Origin of the sequence: Slackia equolifaciens (genome assembly GCF_003725995.1) — a bacterium.
Taxonomy (GTDB): Bacteria; Actinomycetota; Coriobacteriia; order Coriobacteriales; family Eggerthellaceae; genus Slackia; species Slackia equolifaciens.
This window is the reverse complement of record NZ_QIBX01000006.1, coordinates 35,512-50,640: the sequence shown is the minus strand read 5'-3', so window position 1 is coordinate 50,640 and position 15,129 is coordinate 35,512. Positions and strand designations below refer to the sequence as shown.

The window sequence follows — 15,129 nt, the reverse complement described above, 5'->3', positions numbered from 1 at the left end:
ATTTCCCTATGGCGCTTAATCAGAATGGTGACGCTCCCATTAGTAAACTTCTCGTGCTTGGTTCCTCCCACAGACCAGAAGCCCCTATCTTTAAAGTATTTCACCACATCTCGCCTTGAGGTCATCGCGGTTCATGCCTCCATTATAAAGTGACTTCACAATAAAGTCATCGCAAATCAGATGCCGAGCGACCGATTGAGCCACTTTGCTCGCGCATATCGGCAGCGCGCCCGTACGCCAATCGTAAAAGGTCCAGCAACGAAGCGTTGTGCCACAGCAACCGCAAAGCACTTTTATGTGATGTCACCCAGACGATACCATGAGGTTGCGCGAACTTATTTCCTTTGACAATGGCGTCATTCACGTTTTCGCCCGCGAAATAGTGCACCAACATGGCACAATGAGCGGTGATGTCTGTATGCCGACGTAAGGAACCAGCGTGAACATATCCATCATGGGCGATTCGATCTCCACTTACGAAGGATTCATCCCCGAAGGGCACGAGTTGTACTACACCGCCGAGAAGCGGGCAATCAACAATCTGGAATCGGTGCGCGACACCTGGTGGATGCAGGTAATCGAGGCGCTGGACGCTCAGCTGCTAGTGAACAACTCTTACTCGGGAAGCCAAGTGACGGGCGAGGAATTCCCCTGCGCAAGCGGCATCGATCGCACGAGCGCATTGGGAAAGACCGCCTGCGGAGCGCCGTCCAATCCGGACGCCGCAGCAACCATCAGCCCCGATATCATTCTGGTGTATATCGGCGTGAACGATTTCGGGTTCGCGGTGCCGTGCGACCGAAATTATGCCGAATCGCCCGAAGAGCCCACGTTCCGCGAGGCCTACGCCACCATGCTCCGTCGTATGCAGGCGAACTACCCTAGCGCTCACATCGTGTGCGGCACCGTGCTTAAACCTCGCAAGGCGTTTGACCCCACCTGGTCATTCGACGAGAAGTGGTCATATCTGACCCCTCTTGATGAATTCAACGAACGCATCCGCTTTGTGGCCGCCGAATGCGGAGCGGATGTCGCTGACCTTGCCGCAGCCGCAGGTGGTCCCGCCTACGACGTCGAAGACGACCTGCATCCCAACAAACAAGGCCATGCACAAATCGCCGCCCTATGGATCACTGAACTCAGACGCCTGGGAATCTTGGCAGAAAAAGAGAGTATGTAATCCGTTTCACGTACTTCGAAAAACTGCTACGAACACATCCGCAGACAGCAATCATGAGCCTCACGCGTCGGCGTACTGCTTGAAGTAGTCGAGGATCTCCTGACGCGAATGCAGCCCCGTCTTGGTGTAGATGCGGCCGATGTGGGTATGCGCCGTGGTCTGCGAAATATGCAGCTCTTCGGCCACGCGTTTCTGCGTCATACCGGACGCGTACAACGCCAGCACCTCAACCTCGCGCTCGGACAGCAGGAACTGCTCGCCCATCCTCTGCGCATGATGGCGCATGACGGCGCTCTGCACGTCGGCGACGGCCGAATCATTATCAAGACCCAGCAGACGCTCCAGCCTACTGGGCTTCGGCGCATTCATATCGCCCGTCCATTGCGTTTCGTGACGCGTGGCATCCTCCCACGTCACACCAGCAGCATTGCCATCGTGGCCGGGAACCGCCACAGCATTCAGAGGTTCACCTGCGTTATTCGCAGCGCTTTCGTCCACGGCATCGCCGTTGGCGGCGAGAGCCGCACCCCCTGCCAGCAAAGATCCGCGACGACCGCCAGCAATGGAATTAGCACCGCCGTAGCGCACCGCGAATTCTGCAACCTCGATAAGCTTGATGAACACCACCTGCGTGGCCACCAGCAGCATCAGGCTAATGACCGTACCCGTGAAATGGCTGTGCCCCATGGGCATCACGTTGAGCAGGACGAACCGGCCGATTGCTCGCGAGAACACCCACGTGCCCCAAATGGTGATGGCGTAATAGAACGGATCGCGCCAACCCGACGACATGAACGCGAGCACGATGTAATACGCGAACGCGCCCATGAGCGTATTGAGCAGCGTCGCCGTGATGGCGCCCACATCCAGATGCCCCGGAAACGCCGTGTACAGCACCAACGTGAACGCCGCCAAAAACTGCATGACCACCCAGATGCCCACCGTCATGACGCGCGTGCGCTGGCGCAGCGTCGCAACGACGAACGCCACGCACGCCGCTTCGGTCAGCAGGAAGCACGCGATGCGCGTGGGCATGCAAAACGGCACCGGATTGCCGTCGGGGAACCCGCGCAAAAAGCCGATAACCAGCGAAACGGCGACGATGCCCACGACGCACGCAGCAAGAAAGCGGCGGTTGGTAGCGCCTGTCGTCATGACGGCGAAATAGTCGTCTGCGCGCGTGGGCGTGGGAAGATCCGAGGCGTTGCCCCGATGCCGCGCCCAGTGGATGCAGCCAATCTGGGCTATCACCAGAGGCGCCACGGCAAGACAGCGCACCCCATCGGGAAGGAACACTGTCGCGAATACGGCGACCTCGCTCAGGAAAATCGCCGAGAACACGAGCACCGCCGCGGTGGACATACTCGCACCGCGTGCCCGACGCAGCCAATAGGCGATTGCCACCATGCCAGCCGCGCTCACAAGCGCGGAAAGCGTAAACCGCGAAGGGAACGTGCAATTGCCCGTTGCGCGAAGCATGCCCATGATCAACACGCCCGCGAATTCGAGCGCCACCGCCACATGCGCAATCACATTAATCAAACGCTTCTGAAACACGAAACGCGTTTTGAACAGAACCGCTGCCATCGCGAAAAAGAACACGAACACCAGCGCCATCGCGCCGTCGGTGAATACGCCTTCGTCGGTGTTGAGATAGCTGCCCGCCGCCGAAACCACAATGCCGGTGCGAGCGCACGCGAGACCTACGATTCCCGGAGCAAGCGAGGAATACTGCCGAAATGTTTCCGCGATGCGCATAGCCCCTTCGCCCATCAGGACGCCCCCTCTGAAAAAACACTGCGCACGCACTCGCCGGCACCTAAGCGCCGCCGATGTCCCATCGTGCGCGAAATAAAGCTTGTTAATGATAGCGCATGCCTCGCATATCGTGTCATCTGTTTGAGATGAAAGAGGAGATGACATTTCCGACCTGGGATTTTATGGGAAAAATTCATCCCAAGGAGAGGACAGACGACCACGCGTCATGCGCCATACTCGCGGTATCAAAGGGATTAACAGATGCCAAAGGGGGTCACGATGATGAACGATGCCATGACGTTCGCGACGTTCGCATGCTGCTTCGCCCCGGTCGAGCGCGACGAATGGAACGCCATCCGCGCCGATGCCTCGTGGTCCGATTTCCTCTCCGGCGCCCGCAGCCTCCTTCAGGACGAGAGGCCTCTGGGCGCAACGCTTCCCCCTATAGGACGCGCGCGCCGCGGCGAGCCCCTCTCCGACTTTCTCGCCGAAACGGAAGTGCGCGCCCTGTTCACCCCACCTACCCACGATGAGAAAACGTCGTTTTCTGCCCGGCATTTCACGGGCGGCTTGCCCCAATCGACGGTGCCCGTGGAGTCGCTCTACACCGCGTGGAGCAAGCCGGGCGACGGGCCGTTCGCGGGCCGCACGGGGCTCTACCTGGGAGATTCCGCCCTCTACATGCGCGACCTCATGCGCTCCATGGGCATCGCGATTCCCGATGAGTTCGCCTCCACGCCCGACCACCTGGCCATCGAGCTCGACCTCATCGCCACGATGCTGGAGGCGGGGATGGCCGCCGAAGCGCAGACCTTCTGCATCGAGCGCCTCGCCTGGCTCGGATCGTATCGCACGAAACTGATGGCGCTAGGCGACGAGGGGCTGTTCTATCTGGCGCTCGTCGATGCGCTTATCGGCATCCGCGCCCGCCAGGAGGCTCTGGCCAGCGCCTCAGCCGCATCGGCGTAACGCCGGCCGCGAGGCCCGAGGACGCACCACTCGCGGCAGAAAGCCGAATCGCACCGGCACACCGCGCGCTTCACGCAACGCGGGACACTTTTGGAATCAAGCACACGACCAAGCGCTGCGCTTTTTCACCTTGGCTTGACCGACGAGTAACCAAGAAGGGGGATACCATGTCGAAGCACGCAATAACCAGGCGAAGCTTTCTGGCCCGCAGCGGTGCCGCCGCGGCGCTTGCCGCAGGGGGCGGCTTTGTAAGCTTCAACGCCTGGGAGCAGGCGCACGCCGACGAGGCGGGAGGCGGCCAGGAAACCACCGCGCACTCGCTGTGCAACTCCTGTTCGTCCAAATGCGGATTCACGGGATACGTGACCGACGGCCGTCTGGGCAAGATGATCGGCGACCCTGACCATCCGTACTGCGAGGGCACCCTGTGCGCCCGCGGCTACGGCTACGCCGCCATCGCCTATTCCGAGGATCGCCTGACCGATCCGCTCAAGAAGAACGAAGCCGGCGAGTTCGAGGCCATCAGCTGGGAGCAGGCCTTCCAAGAGATCGGCGAAAAGCTCACCGCCATCATCGACGAGTCCGGCCCCGAGGCCATCTCGCTCGTCCACGACCCGCGCCCGTCCGGCAGCTTCTACTGCCCGCGCTTCATGACCGCCCTGGGCAGTCCCAACGTGTACACGCACGGCGCTTCCTGCAACCTGTCCAAGACCAGCGGCTTCATGCAGGCCATCGGCGCCGGCGACTACTCGAGCGACATCGAGAACGCCAAGATGGTGCTGTTCATCGGCCGCTCCTACGCCGACGGCATTCGTCCTTCCTCGGTGCATGCGATGATGAAGGGCCACGACAACGGCTGCCATGTGGTCATCGTGGACCCGCGCTGCAACAACTCCATCCACTTCGCCGACGAGTGGGTGCCCATCAAGCCCGGCACCGATCTCGCGCTCGTGCTCGCGATGGCGAACGTCCTGGTGAGCCAGGGCACCTACGCCAAGGAGTACGTCGAGGCCAACGCCATCGGCTATGAGGATTGGTTCGCCAAGCTGCCCCAGTACACGCCCGAATGGGCCGAGGGCATCACCGGCATCCCGGCCGACACCATCACGCGCCTGGCCAACGAGCTCTGGGAGGCGGCCCCCGCTTCGTCCATCGAGCAGAGCTGGCGCGCGGCATTCGGCTGCGCTTACCAGAACTCCGGCGAAACCGGCCGCGCGATCTGCCTGTTCAACACGCTGCTCGGCTGCTGGGGCGAAAAGGGCGGAGCCATCTTCTACGGCGGCGCCGCTGCTGGCCCGCTCGATCCGCAGAAGTTCCCCGCGCCTCCCGCGGTCGAGGGCAAGAAGGTGGGTTCTGACGAGTACCCGCTCGCAGCCGCCAGCATGGGCACCTGCCTCGCTGCAGCCGAAGCCGCCCTCGACGGTAAGATGCGCGCGATGATCACCTACCAGTCCAACATGGCCGCCGGCTACTCCAACCCGGCACACCTGGCCGAATGCTTCGACGCCATGGACCTGGTGGTCGCCATCGACGTGCAGATGAGCGAGACCTGCATGTGCGCCGACTACGTGCTGCCCGACACCAGCTACCTCGAGCGCCTGGAAGTGCCTGAGTTCGTGGGCGGCAAGGTGCCCGTGGTGAGCCTGCGCGACCGCGTAATCGAGAAGGTGCATCCCAGCACCAAGCCCGTCGACGAGATCTTCTCCGGTCTGGCCGAGGCGTGCGGCGTGGGTGAGTACTTCAACTTCACTATCGACGAGCTGGCCGACGCGCAGCTGCAGACGCTGGGTATCAGCCTGGCTGAGCTGCAGGAGAAGGGCACCATCACCTTCCCCGACATCAAGGTGGTCTACGGCCCCAAGACCGAGTGGGCCACCCCCACCGGCAAGATCCAGTTCACGAGCGATGCCTGCGCAGCGGCGGGTTTGCCCGCCTCCCCCGAGTGGCTTGAGCCGCGCGTGACGCCCGGCGACGGCGAGTTCCGCCTGATCGGCGGCAAGCAGGCCATCCACACGCACACCCAGACCGCCAACATCGAGCCGCTGATGGAAATCACCAAGAAGTACGGCCTCGACCGCATCTGGATGAACGCCGACGTGGCGGCGCAGATGGGTATCGAGGAGAACGACGAGGTGGAGGTTTCCTCCAGCGAGTTCACCGGCACGACCCGCATGCATGTGACCCAGCGCATCGAGCCCACGTCCATCTACCTACCCAGCCACTACGGATGCTCGTCGCCCGACCAGCGCACGGCATACGGCGTGGGCCTGCGCCAGATGGACTTCGTACCCTTCGGCATCGAGCCCGTATACGGCGGGGCGTGCACGCAGGAAGCCATCGTCACGGTTAAGAAGGTAGGTGCATGATGACCCGCTACGGAATGCTGATCAACACCCGCAAATGCATCGGCTGCTATGCGTGCCGTACGGCCTGCCAGCGTCAGAACGGCCTAGCCGCCGATATCGACTACATCCGCTACGAGGAGAAGGAAACCGGCAAGCTGCCCGTCGTGGGCATCGAGACCGTGCCCATCCAGTGCATGCACTGCGAGGATGCCCCGTGCGCCAAGGTGTGCCCCACCGGCGCGACGCATATCGAAGAGGGCGGCATCGTGCGCGTGGATGAGAGCCGCTGCATCGGTTGCAAGTACTGCATGACCGCCTGCCCCTATCAGGTGCGCGTGCACAACAAGGTCACCGGCGTGGCCGAGAAGTGCCGCCTGTGCACCGTGGGCGCGCTCGACGGCACCCCGATGTGCTCGTGCGTGGAGGCCTGCCTCACCGGCGCGCGCATCTTCGGCGACCTGGACGATCCTCAGAGCGAAATCTCGCGTGCGATTGTCGAGCTGAACGCGCAGCCGCTTGCGGGCGACCTGACGAAGTCCAAAATCTTCTACGTGAGGTGATGAAAGATGACGTACGAACCTATTTGGGGCTCCATCATCGCATGGTACCTGTTCCTCGCCGGCCTGGGCGCGGGCGCCTACATCACTTCGGCGTTCCTCGGCTGGCGCCATCCCGACGCGACCTCCATGCGCCGCACCGGACACATCGTGGCACCCATCGCGGTGGCTATCGGCCTGGTGCTGCTCATGATTGACGCCGAGGCGGGCCTGCACAACCCCATCCGCTTCTTCTATCTGCTCACCAACTGGGGTTCGGTCATGACCTGGGGCGTGGTGTTCCTGAGCCTGTTCATGGTGGTGGCCATCGTGGCCGTCGTGATGGACTTCATGAAGAAATCCATCCCCACCTGGCTTGACATCGTGGGCGTTGTCATCTCGCTGTGCGTGGCCGCCTACACCGGCGCGCTGCTGGGCGTGTGCCAGACCTACCCGCTGTGGAACAACGCGCTGCTGCCCGTGCTGTTCGTGGTGGGCGCCATGAGCGCCGGCGCCGCAAGCGTGCTGATGCTGGCCGTCATCCGCCATGCCGACGAGTTCAACCGCGTGGGCGTGCTCAAGAAGTTCCACTTCTGCCTGCCCATCATCGAGCTTCTGCTGGTGGCGTCGCTCCTGTTCATCACCGGGCAGACCAACTCCGCCGGCGCGGCAAGCGTGGCCAACCTGGTAAGCGGCGAGTGGGCGCTGTGGTTCTGGATCGGCCTGGTGGCCGTGGGCCTGGTGCTTCCCACCGTGCTCGAGCTGTGGCTCCTGTTCTTTAGCCCCAAAGAGTTCGAGGAAAGCCGCAAGGCGCACTGGATCAGCTTCGCCTCCGACATCAGCGTCCTGGTCGGCGGATTCATGCTTCGCTACCTGGTGGTCATGGCGGCCGTTCCCCTCACTATGGTGGTCGCACTGGCGTAACGCCTGGGAGCGCGCCGCCTAGGGACGCAAACCCGTACACGCTTCGGCAAAGCCCCGCCGCAATCGTGGCGCCCCGACAAAGCCCCGCCGTCACAACCATTGACGGCGGGGCTTTTGGCACTCAGGATGCATGTACAGATTATTTGCGCCGTTTTGCCAAAAATAGCGAGTTATGAACTCTTTTCGGCACCACTTTCATCCCGATGCTGTTTGGTGCAACAAGCTGACCTGGGATTTTGCAAAACAGACCTCTATAGAGGAAGGCTTGAGACCCCTTCTAGAGTTCATAACTCGACAAAATTGCCATTTAGCGGCAAAAAAGCGGTCATGGCCCCGCTGCCGCCTGCTCCAGCTTACAGGCCTTTCCCGCTCTAGGCCGCCTTCGCCCTGAGCGCGGGAACGGCACGACGAACGGCGCCCGCTAACGCAGCGCCGACCGAAATCTTAATAATGTCCAAAACGACAAACGGCGCGATTCCCACGAGGAAAGCAGCCAGGGGATCCAGCCCGGCAACCGCCATGAGCTGTGCCCATCCGCAGAGATAGGAAACGATGAGCAGGGCGAAGGCGGCAACCAGGTTGCGCGCAGCGCCCACGATCCGGGCAGCGCGAAGGGCGCTGAGAGAAAACGTCGGCGCGCCCGATGCAGAAGTCGCAGTGCCGCGAGCGCCCAATGCGCCCGACGCGGACGCCGAACCACCGCGAACGGACATCGCGCCCGCCGGAGCTTTCCATATCTTCAAAACGAGCACCGCGGCCACAGCACCCAGGCCAAATCCCACGATGAATCCGCCCGTGGGGCCCAAAAGCGAAGCCAGCCCGCCCTTCATGCCCGAGAATACCGGAGCGCCCAACGCGCCCAACGCAAGATAGCCGAACACGCTGACCAGCGCCTCGCGCGGCGGAAGCAGCAACACCACAAAGACCAGCATCATGGTTTGCAATGTGAACGGCACGGGGCCGAGGGGAACCGTGACCCAAGCGCTAACGGTAAGCAGCGCAATAGAAAGACCGCAGTATGCGATCGATTCGGCACGCATCAACGCGGCGGATTGTTTCATTGGAGCCACCATGCCTCTCTTGAATTGGCACCTATCAACCGGCCGATTCTAGCACGCGCCATCCGCCCGGCCACTATCGTGCGCCGCTTTACTAAAGCGCTCCCTTAAATCGGCACACTCCTCAAACAAAAATCTATTACGTTAGGATGACATTGCGGATGTGTGCTCATCCGTGCGCGCAGGCATTCCTTTCGGGCGGGCGTGGGCACGACCCGCGCCAGGCGCGACTCCCATGCCGCCTCGCCATTCCTTTCGGGCGGGCGTGGGCACGACGTCGATTGCGGATGCACGTCATCCGGGCGCGCATGCATGCGAGCCTCGCGCCGGCCGAGCAAGCAATCGCCCAACACAAAAGCCGCCCCGAAAGGCGGCTTTGAATGCTTGCCAATATGACGAGGATTTATTTTGCACAGAGGATTTATTTCACCTGCACAAGCGAGAACATATCCGCATCGGTAGCCTGGGCAATCACCTCGCGCGGATGCAAGAACTCAAGCTCCATCAGAAAGCCCAAGCCCGCCATGCGCGCGCCGAACTTCTCCACCAGCTTCACCTGGGCAACCGCCGTTCCGCCCGTGGCAACCAGGTCGTCCACCAGCAGCACCACGTCATCAGGGGTGAGGGCGTCCGCATGAATCTGCAGCTCATCAGTGCCGTATTCCAGCGCATAGGTTTCGCATACCACCTCGCGCGGCAGCTTGCCCGGCTTGCGCGCGGGCACAAAGCCAGCACCCAACTTGTATGCCACAGGAGCGCCCACCATGAAGCCGCGGGCCTCGGCGCCCACCACCTTGGTCACGCCGGCATCCTTGAAATGCTCGGCGATACGATCGACCGCGGCGGCAAGCCCCTGCGGATCGCCCAGGAGCGGAGTGATGTCCTTAAAGACAACGCCCGGCTCGGGGTAGTCGGGAATGTCGACAATCAGGCTTTCCAGGTCAAGCTGCGAATTGGACATGTCGGTTCCTTCCCGCGCGCCTTTCACCCGCCGCACGCTCCCCTGAGCACTGGACGGCCAAAACGCGCGCACAATAAGAAAGGGGGAACGCCGCATATGACGTTCCCCCTGCTGGCGCGGAGATGGTGCCCGAGGCGAGAGTCGAACTCGCACGTCAAAGACAACGGTTTTTGAGACCGCCGCGTCTGCCATTCCGCCACTCGGGCGCGAATGGGTATTATATATGAAGTACCGCCGGCGTGCCACAGGAAAACGCAGATTGCGACGAGCCCACATCATGGGGGCTGCCCGGATTTGTTCATCGGTCACACGCGATTCGAACTCTTTTGGCCCGGTGCGAGTAGAATGGGCGCATTCGCGCAACACAAGAGAAAGAGATGCCATGGCAAATACGCAGCTATCCCTGGCGAACAGCGATGAATTCCTCACCCAGGCCGACGCGTTTATCGAGGCGCATTGGGAGGAAATCGTCCATGAGATCGGCACGCTCGTCGCCGTGCCCAGCATCGTCGACTTCAATCGAGCCACGCCGGACGACCCTTCCGGCCCCGAAGCGCATGAGGGCCTGCGAGCCTCGGTTGACCTGGCACAACGACTGGGGTTCAAATCCTGGGACGATGCGGGCGAAATCGGCATCGCCGACCTGCCGGGAGAGTCCGACACGCAGCTTGCCATGATATGCCACGCCGACGTGGTGACCCCCGGCGTGGGCTGGACGAGCGACCCCTGGACCCTCGAGCGCCGCGAGGGCTTTCTCATCGGCCGCGGCGTAATCGACGACAAGGGCCCGCTGGTCATTTCGCTCTACTGCATGAAGTTCTTTAAAGACTGGTGCGAACGCACGGGCACGCGCCTGCCCTACACGCTGCGCATGCTCATGGGCACTAACGAGGAAACCGGCACCATGCGCGACGTGCGCTACTACCTCGAGCACTATCCCGCTCCGGCGTTCCTCTTCACGCCCGACAACGCCTTCCCCGCCTGCTACGGCGAAAAAGGCCAGTTCGACTGCGCCATCACGTCGCTTGAGATCCCCGACGGGCGCATCGTGGATTTCACCACGGGCAGCTCGTCCACCAATGCTGTGCCCAGCCAGGCCGCCCTCGTGGTGCACGCCGACGCCTCCAACCTGCCCACGGCAGAGGGCATCGAGATCGCCGATGCGGGCGATGGCTGCGCGCGCCTCGTGGCAACCGGACGCGGTGGCCATGCGTCACTGCCCGAAGGCACAGTGAACGCCATCGACATGCTGGTGAAATACGCACTTGCGAACAGCCTATGCAACCCCGCCGAAGAGGCCTACCTGCGCATGATCGGCCGCATCATGGACTCAACCGACGGCAGTTCGATCGGCGTCGATTCGCAGGACGAATACTTCGGCGGCCTCACGTGCATCGTAGGCACCATCCACCGCGAGCAGAACCGCATGTGCATCACCATCGACATCCGTTACCCCACCTCCACGACGGGCGAGGAGCTGCTGGCAAAGTTCCAAGCACTTGCCGCCGACGCAGACGCTTCTGTAGAGCTCACCGGCGGCCTGCCGCCCTTCCTCACCAAGCCCGACAGCCCCGCCATTCAGGCGCTGGCCTCGGCCTACCGCGAGGCAACAGGCTTCGACGGCGAGCCGTTCACCATCGGCGGCGGCACCTATGCGCGCGAATTCCCCTGCGCGGCGAGCTTCGGGCCGGAAGACCCGCATGACGTCTATCCCGATTGGGTGGGCCCCATGCATGGCGCCGACGAGGGAGTGAGCGAAGAGAGCCTCAAGCGTGCGATGCGCGTGTACATCCTCACCATCGCCCGCCTGATGGCGCTTGACCTGGCGAAACTGGGAGAGTAAACAGAATTGCAGAATTTAAAAACAACGCTTTCATCTGGATGACATGCCTTGCGGCATGCACCTTATCGGATATTTATGGGCACGTGCTCAATGCGCAAGTCATTTCGGCGCTCTCCGTTTCTGCTCCAATCGCTCGAGACGTCATCTATTTGGCAAGCAGAGCGATTCCCCTGCTTGCCATTGCGTTCATTGTTCCGCTTATCCTATCTCCCAAAACCGCAAAACGCCTTTCTGCCGCATCCGGCGTTTTGGCCGTGGCGGGATGCGCGCTCATGTTCACATCCCTGGCCATGCCCCAGGGCGCCACCACACTCATCACCTTTGCGTTCGCACTGCTCTGCATAGGCGGAACGTGGTACAACACGCTGCCCATTCTGATGCTCTGCAGGCTGACGAGCTTCGGAAACGTCGCCCTGTGCGCCTGCGTCGCTTACGCCGTTTCCGGCATTGTCTCCTCTGCCGTAGACACCTTCGGACTCGATATCCAATACGCTCTCCTGGGGCTTCTTCCCCTAGCCCAGCTCGCGCTTGCCAATTCGAGCCTGCATGACTATGCCGACCTGAACGCCCGATCCACACACATCCGAGAGCTTGAGCTTCAAAACGCGCACTCATTCGTATCCGTCACGAATCCCGCATTCATCTGCGTATTCATATTTCACTGCGTTTCGGGATTCGCTTTGGCGCTCAATTGCGTTTCGGGCGTTCCCGTGCACAGCATCTTGCCGAGCGTTCTTGTGGTTGCCTTCGTGGGCGCCGCCTTCCTCTGGTCGCGCGAACACGCAGCCGTCGATTCCATTGCCGGCATTGCAGCATTCTGCGTCATCTGCGGCTTTTTGACGGCCATCGTGTTCATCAACCAGGCACCCGTACTCGCCAGCAACATCGCGCTCACAACGGGAAGCGGCCTACTCTCCATACTGGAAACGCTCATCATGGTGTCTATGGGCAAGCGCAACCCGATTGGCGCGTTGCGCGTTATAGCCCTGGGGAAAACGTTTACCACCGCCGGAGCGCTCGTGGGTTCGGCGTCGGGGCATTTCATCAATGCCGCCACCGTATCCAATCAACTTGTGGCAACGTCTTCTATTGCGGTCATTCTGCTCATGTTCCTAATATTGAGCTACGTTTGGCTGCGGCGCTTCACGTTTGAGAAACTCATCTTCGAAGTGGAGCCCGTGCGCGCCGTAGAGCCGCTGCCCACCCCGCCTGACGAACTACAAAGCAAATGCGCCGTTGCCGCCGAGAAATATGGGCTTACGAAGCGCGAGGTGGAGATATGCCAGATGCTCGCCTCGGGCATGACCGGCAAAGACATCGAGCAGACGTGCGTCATTTCGTACAATACGGTGAAAACGCATGTCAAGCATATCTACACCAAGCTCGACATCCATTCACAGCAAGAGCTCATCGAGCTTATCGATAAGCTGTAGACGCATTGCGGCAACGCGCCGGCCCATCCCATCCCGCCGGCCCGTCCCATCCCGCCGTCCCGCTCCACCCCGCAGCCCTGCACGCCCCGCAGCCTCGCACCCCCCTTGCATAGAGCAAAAGGGAGACGCCCGCAGGGCGTCTCCCTTCAGGGAGGGGAAATATAGAGCTCAATGAGCAGGCAAGGAATTAGTCCAGGTCGCCTGCGATGCGGCGAACCGCATGACGGGCGAAGGTCATGGAGCGGCCGACCGCCATGCCGTGGGTCAGGTTGTAGTAACCGCCCGCGAACACCGAACCGCTGCAATCACCCGCGGCGTACAGGCCGGGAATCACGTCGGCGTCGGTGTTGAGCACCTGCATGTCGGTGTTGATGCGCAGGCCGTCGCTGGTGTCCAGCAGCGCGCCGCCCAGGGTCACGCCGTAGAACGGTGCGTTGCGCATCTGGGAGAGCAGGTAGGGCTCCTTGCCGAAATCGGGGTCTTCCTGCGCATCGTAGAGCTCGTTGTAGCGCTCGATGGTGGCAAGGAAGTTCTCCTTGTATTCGCCTTCGTAGCCCAGCTTGTCGGCCAGTTCGTCAAGCGTGTCGGCCTTGATGAGGGAGCCGTTGTCCAGCCAATCCTTCAGATACTCGTCCACCGATTTGCCCACCTGGTTAATCATCACGTTCGTGGTGAAAGAGCAGCCAAGGCCATGGAAGCGCTTGACGTCCTCCGCGAAGCCGGCATCCCACACCTCCACGTACACGCCGTTCGGCTGAGAGGCCGCAGCGTAAGGAGCCCAGTCGTAGTTGCCCGATTCGTTGAAGAAGCGCTCGCCGTGGAGGTTCATCTTCAGGAACGGCTGCGTGCCGGGGTTGAACTGCGCACCCGTGCTGGGGAACGCGGGCTCGCCCGCCTCGATGCTCTCCTGCGTATAGCCGCCCTTGGTTCCCGGAGGCACCGCGCCGCGGTCGAACACGAAGGCAGCGGCGTTGGGGTCTTTCATGGCACCCGCCCACATGGCGGCCTTGATGCCCATGCCGGTGTTGGCCGGCCAGTACACACCCAGCGTGACGCACTTGGCCAGAATGGGGTTGATGCCAGCAACCATCTCAGGGTTGGCGGCATAGCCGCCGGTGGTCAACAGCACGTTTTCGGCATCGATCTACACATAGCCGTCGCCGGTGCTGAAGATGGCGCCCTTCACCGCGCCCGACTCGTCCGTTACCAGCTTGGCGAGGTCATGGTTGTACGTGACCTGATAGCCCTTGTCGCCAATGTACTCCTCAAGCAGCTCGTTGCGAGCCATCTCGGCATGCTCCTCGCTGCAATCCTCGCGCGCCACGTAGTTCACCTGAATAGGCGGGACATACATGTCGATTCCCACGCCGCCGCGGCCGTCGCCCTGGTCGCCGTCGAAATTCACGTCATAGCCGAACTGATCCATGATCGAGCGCATCCACGTATGCATTTCAGCGGATTCGTCGATCCACACCCTCACCACGCGCATGTCGTTCATGCCGCAGAACGACTGACGCAGCACATTGTTGAGCTTGATGGTGTCGACTTCCTGGCCGCCTTCCAAGCACTCCTCGATGTTGACCGCGCCATACCAGCTGCGCGTCTTCGCCACCTGGCCAGCCTTCTCGGCGATGATGAAGTCGAGGCCGAGGTCAGCTGCCGTAGCCGCGGCGGTCATGCCCGCGTTGCCCGCGCCGATGATCAGCAGGCTGGTCTGCTTGGTTTCGACGATCTCGTCCTCGCCGATTTCAGGCGCCTCACCCAGCCAGGCGGGCGTCTGCGTCAGAAGCGAAACACTCTCGCTCTGCGCGGCTGCGCTCGAAGAGCCTCCCTCGCTTGCGGTCTGCGGAGAGCAGCCCGTCATGGCAACGGCCGCAACGCCGGCGGTGGCCAGCGCGCCCGTTAGGAAATTGCGTCGAGAAATCCCTTTTTCCATCGTTCCCTCCAATAGGATCCGTCTTTTCACCCGCCTCGCCTTGCGGCGGGTGGGCGACTTGCGCTTGTTCTGCGAAGCAAGGCGCATTCTAGGAGGGGCAGAAGGGGCGAATCATCACCCTTGCGGGGAGGATTCTTGATGCAAGCAATTTACCAGGCATTTTGCGAATATATCACCCTCGATTCC

At 61.7% G+C, this 15,129-nt stretch carries 10 protein-coding genes, 1 tRNA gene and 1 pseudogene; 7 read left to right on the top strand and 5 right to left on the bottom strand.

Going from position 1 to position 15,129, the window contains the following annotated elements:
- Nucleotides 1–439: 439 nt before the first annotated feature.
- On the top strand, nucleotides 440–1,180 hold the full coding sequence (locus tag DMP06_RS04890) for an SGNH/GDSL hydrolase family protein (protein WP_123208625.1): 741 nt from the start codon (nucleotides 440–442) through the stop codon (nucleotides 1,178–1,180).
- 60 nt (nucleotides 1,181–1,240) lie between these two features.
- On the opposite strand, the gene DMP06_RS04885 is transcribed toward DMP06_RS04890, so the two are convergent.
- Nucleotides 1,241–2,953, bottom strand: a complete 1,713-nt coding sequence (locus DMP06_RS04885; RefSeq protein WP_245962386.1) for a response regulator transcription factor — start codon at nucleotides 2,951–2,953, stop codon at nucleotides 1,241–1,243.
- A gap of 246 nt (nucleotides 2,954–3,199) precedes the next feature.
- Between DMP06_RS04885 and DMP06_RS04880 the strand changes: the two genes are divergently transcribed.
- The 4 genes from DMP06_RS04880 to nrfD all read left to right on the top strand — a co-directional run bounded on the left by DMP06_RS04880 (nucleotide 3,200) and on the right by nrfD (nucleotide 7,712).
- Nucleotides 3,200–3,907 (top strand): molecular chaperone TorD family protein, encoded by a 708-nt coding sequence (locus DMP06_RS04880; RefSeq protein WP_245962385.1) that lies wholly within the window; start codon nucleotides 3,200–3,202, stop codon nucleotides 3,905–3,907.
- Nucleotides 3,908–4,074: 167 nt separating this feature from the next.
- Nucleotides 4,075–6,273, top strand: coding sequence for a molybdopterin-containing oxidoreductase family protein (locus DMP06_RS04875; RefSeq protein ID WP_123208623.1), 2,199 nt, complete (start codon nucleotides 4,075–4,077; stop codon nucleotides 6,271–6,273).
- Nucleotides 6,273–6,812, top strand: a complete 540-nt coding sequence (locus tag DMP06_RS04870) for a 4Fe-4S dicluster domain-containing protein (protein ID WP_123208671.1) — start codon at nucleotides 6,273–6,275, stop codon at nucleotides 6,810–6,812. Before DMP06_RS04875 ends, DMP06_RS04870 begins: the two co-directional genes overlap by 1 nt.
- Nucleotides 6,813–6,818: 6 nt before the next feature.
- Nucleotides 6,819–7,712 carry an NrfD/PsrC family molybdoenzyme membrane anchor subunit gene (gene nrfD, locus DMP06_RS04865; RefSeq protein ID WP_123208622.1) on the top strand — a complete coding sequence of 298 codons (894 nt, stop codon included), beginning with the start codon at nucleotides 6,819–6,821 and terminating at the stop codon, nucleotides 7,710–7,712.
- A gap of 371 nt (nucleotides 7,713–8,083) precedes the next feature.
- Here the strand turns inward: nrfD and DMP06_RS04860 are convergent, their stop codons facing one another.
- The 3 genes from DMP06_RS04860 to DMP06_RS04850 all read right to left on the bottom strand — a co-directional run bounded on the left by DMP06_RS04860 (nucleotide 8,084) and on the right by DMP06_RS04850 (nucleotide 9,937).
- Nucleotides 8,084–8,773, bottom strand: coding sequence for a biotin transporter BioY (locus tag DMP06_RS04860; RefSeq protein ID WP_181443020.1), 690 nt, complete (start codon nucleotides 8,771–8,773; stop codon nucleotides 8,084–8,086).
- 418 nt (nucleotides 8,774–9,191) lie between these two features.
- On the bottom strand, nucleotides 9,192–9,731 hold the full coding sequence (locus tag DMP06_RS04855) for an adenine phosphoribosyltransferase (RefSeq protein ID WP_123208621.1): 540 nt from the start codon (nucleotides 9,729–9,731) through the stop codon (nucleotides 9,192–9,194).
- A 123-nt stretch (nucleotides 9,732–9,854) separates the two neighbouring features.
- Nucleotides 9,855–9,937: transfer RNA gene (locus tag DMP06_RS04850), tRNA-Leu, on the bottom strand.
- Nucleotides 9,938–10,113: 176 nt separating this feature from the next.
- Here DMP06_RS04850 and DMP06_RS04845 point away from each other — a divergent pair.
- Both DMP06_RS04845 and DMP06_RS04840 read left to right on the top strand, forming a co-directional pair.
- Entirely contained in the window at nucleotides 10,114–11,574 is a 1,461-nt protein-coding gene (locus DMP06_RS04845) for a Sapep family Mn(2+)-dependent dipeptidase (RefSeq protein WP_123208620.1), read from the top strand.
- A gap of 149 nt (nucleotides 11,575–11,723) precedes the next feature.
- On the top strand, nucleotides 11,724–13,007 hold the full coding sequence (locus tag DMP06_RS04840) for a helix-turn-helix transcriptional regulator (RefSeq protein WP_161957821.1): 1,284 nt from the start codon (nucleotides 11,724–11,726) through the stop codon (nucleotides 13,005–13,007).
- Between the two features lie 187 nt (nucleotides 13,008–13,194).
- Here the strand turns inward: DMP06_RS04840 and DMP06_RS04835 are convergent.
- A pseudogene (locus DMP06_RS04835) lies at nucleotides 13,195–14,943 on the bottom strand (FAD-binding protein).
- Nucleotides 14,944–15,129 lie beyond the last annotated feature (186 nt).

Bases quoted from the DNA above. Each gene is read 5' to 3' on its own strand.
- DMP06_RS04875 (WP_123208623.1), top strand. From the start codon at position 4,075: ATGTCGAAGCACGCAATAACCAGGCGAAGCTTTCTGGCCCGCAGCGGT.
- DMP06_RS04855 (WP_123208621.1), bottom strand. From the start codon at position 9,731: ATGTCCAATTCGCAGCTTGACCTGGAAAGCCTGATTGTCGACATTCCC.
- DMP06_RS04845 (WP_123208620.1), top strand. From the start codon at position 10,114: ATGGCAAATACGCAGCTATCCCTGGCGAACAGCGATGAATTCCTCACC.
- DMP06_RS04860 (WP_181443020.1), bottom strand. From the start codon at position 8,773: ATGAAACAATCCGCCGCGTTGATGCGTGCCGAATCGATCGCATACTGC.
- DMP06_RS04880 (WP_245962385.1), top strand. From the start codon at position 3,200: ATGCCAAAGGGGGTCACGATGATGAACGATGCCATGACGTTCGCGACG.
- DMP06_RS04885 (WP_245962386.1), bottom strand. From the start codon at position 2,953: ATGGGCGAAGGGGCTATGCGCATCGCGGAAACATTTCGGCAGTATTCC.
- DMP06_RS04870 (WP_123208671.1), top strand. From the start codon at position 6,273: ATGACCCGCTACGGAATGCTGATCAACACCCGCAAATGCATCGGCTGC.
- nrfD (WP_123208622.1), top strand. From the start codon at position 6,819: ATGACGTACGAACCTATTTGGGGCTCCATCATCGCATGGTACCTGTTC.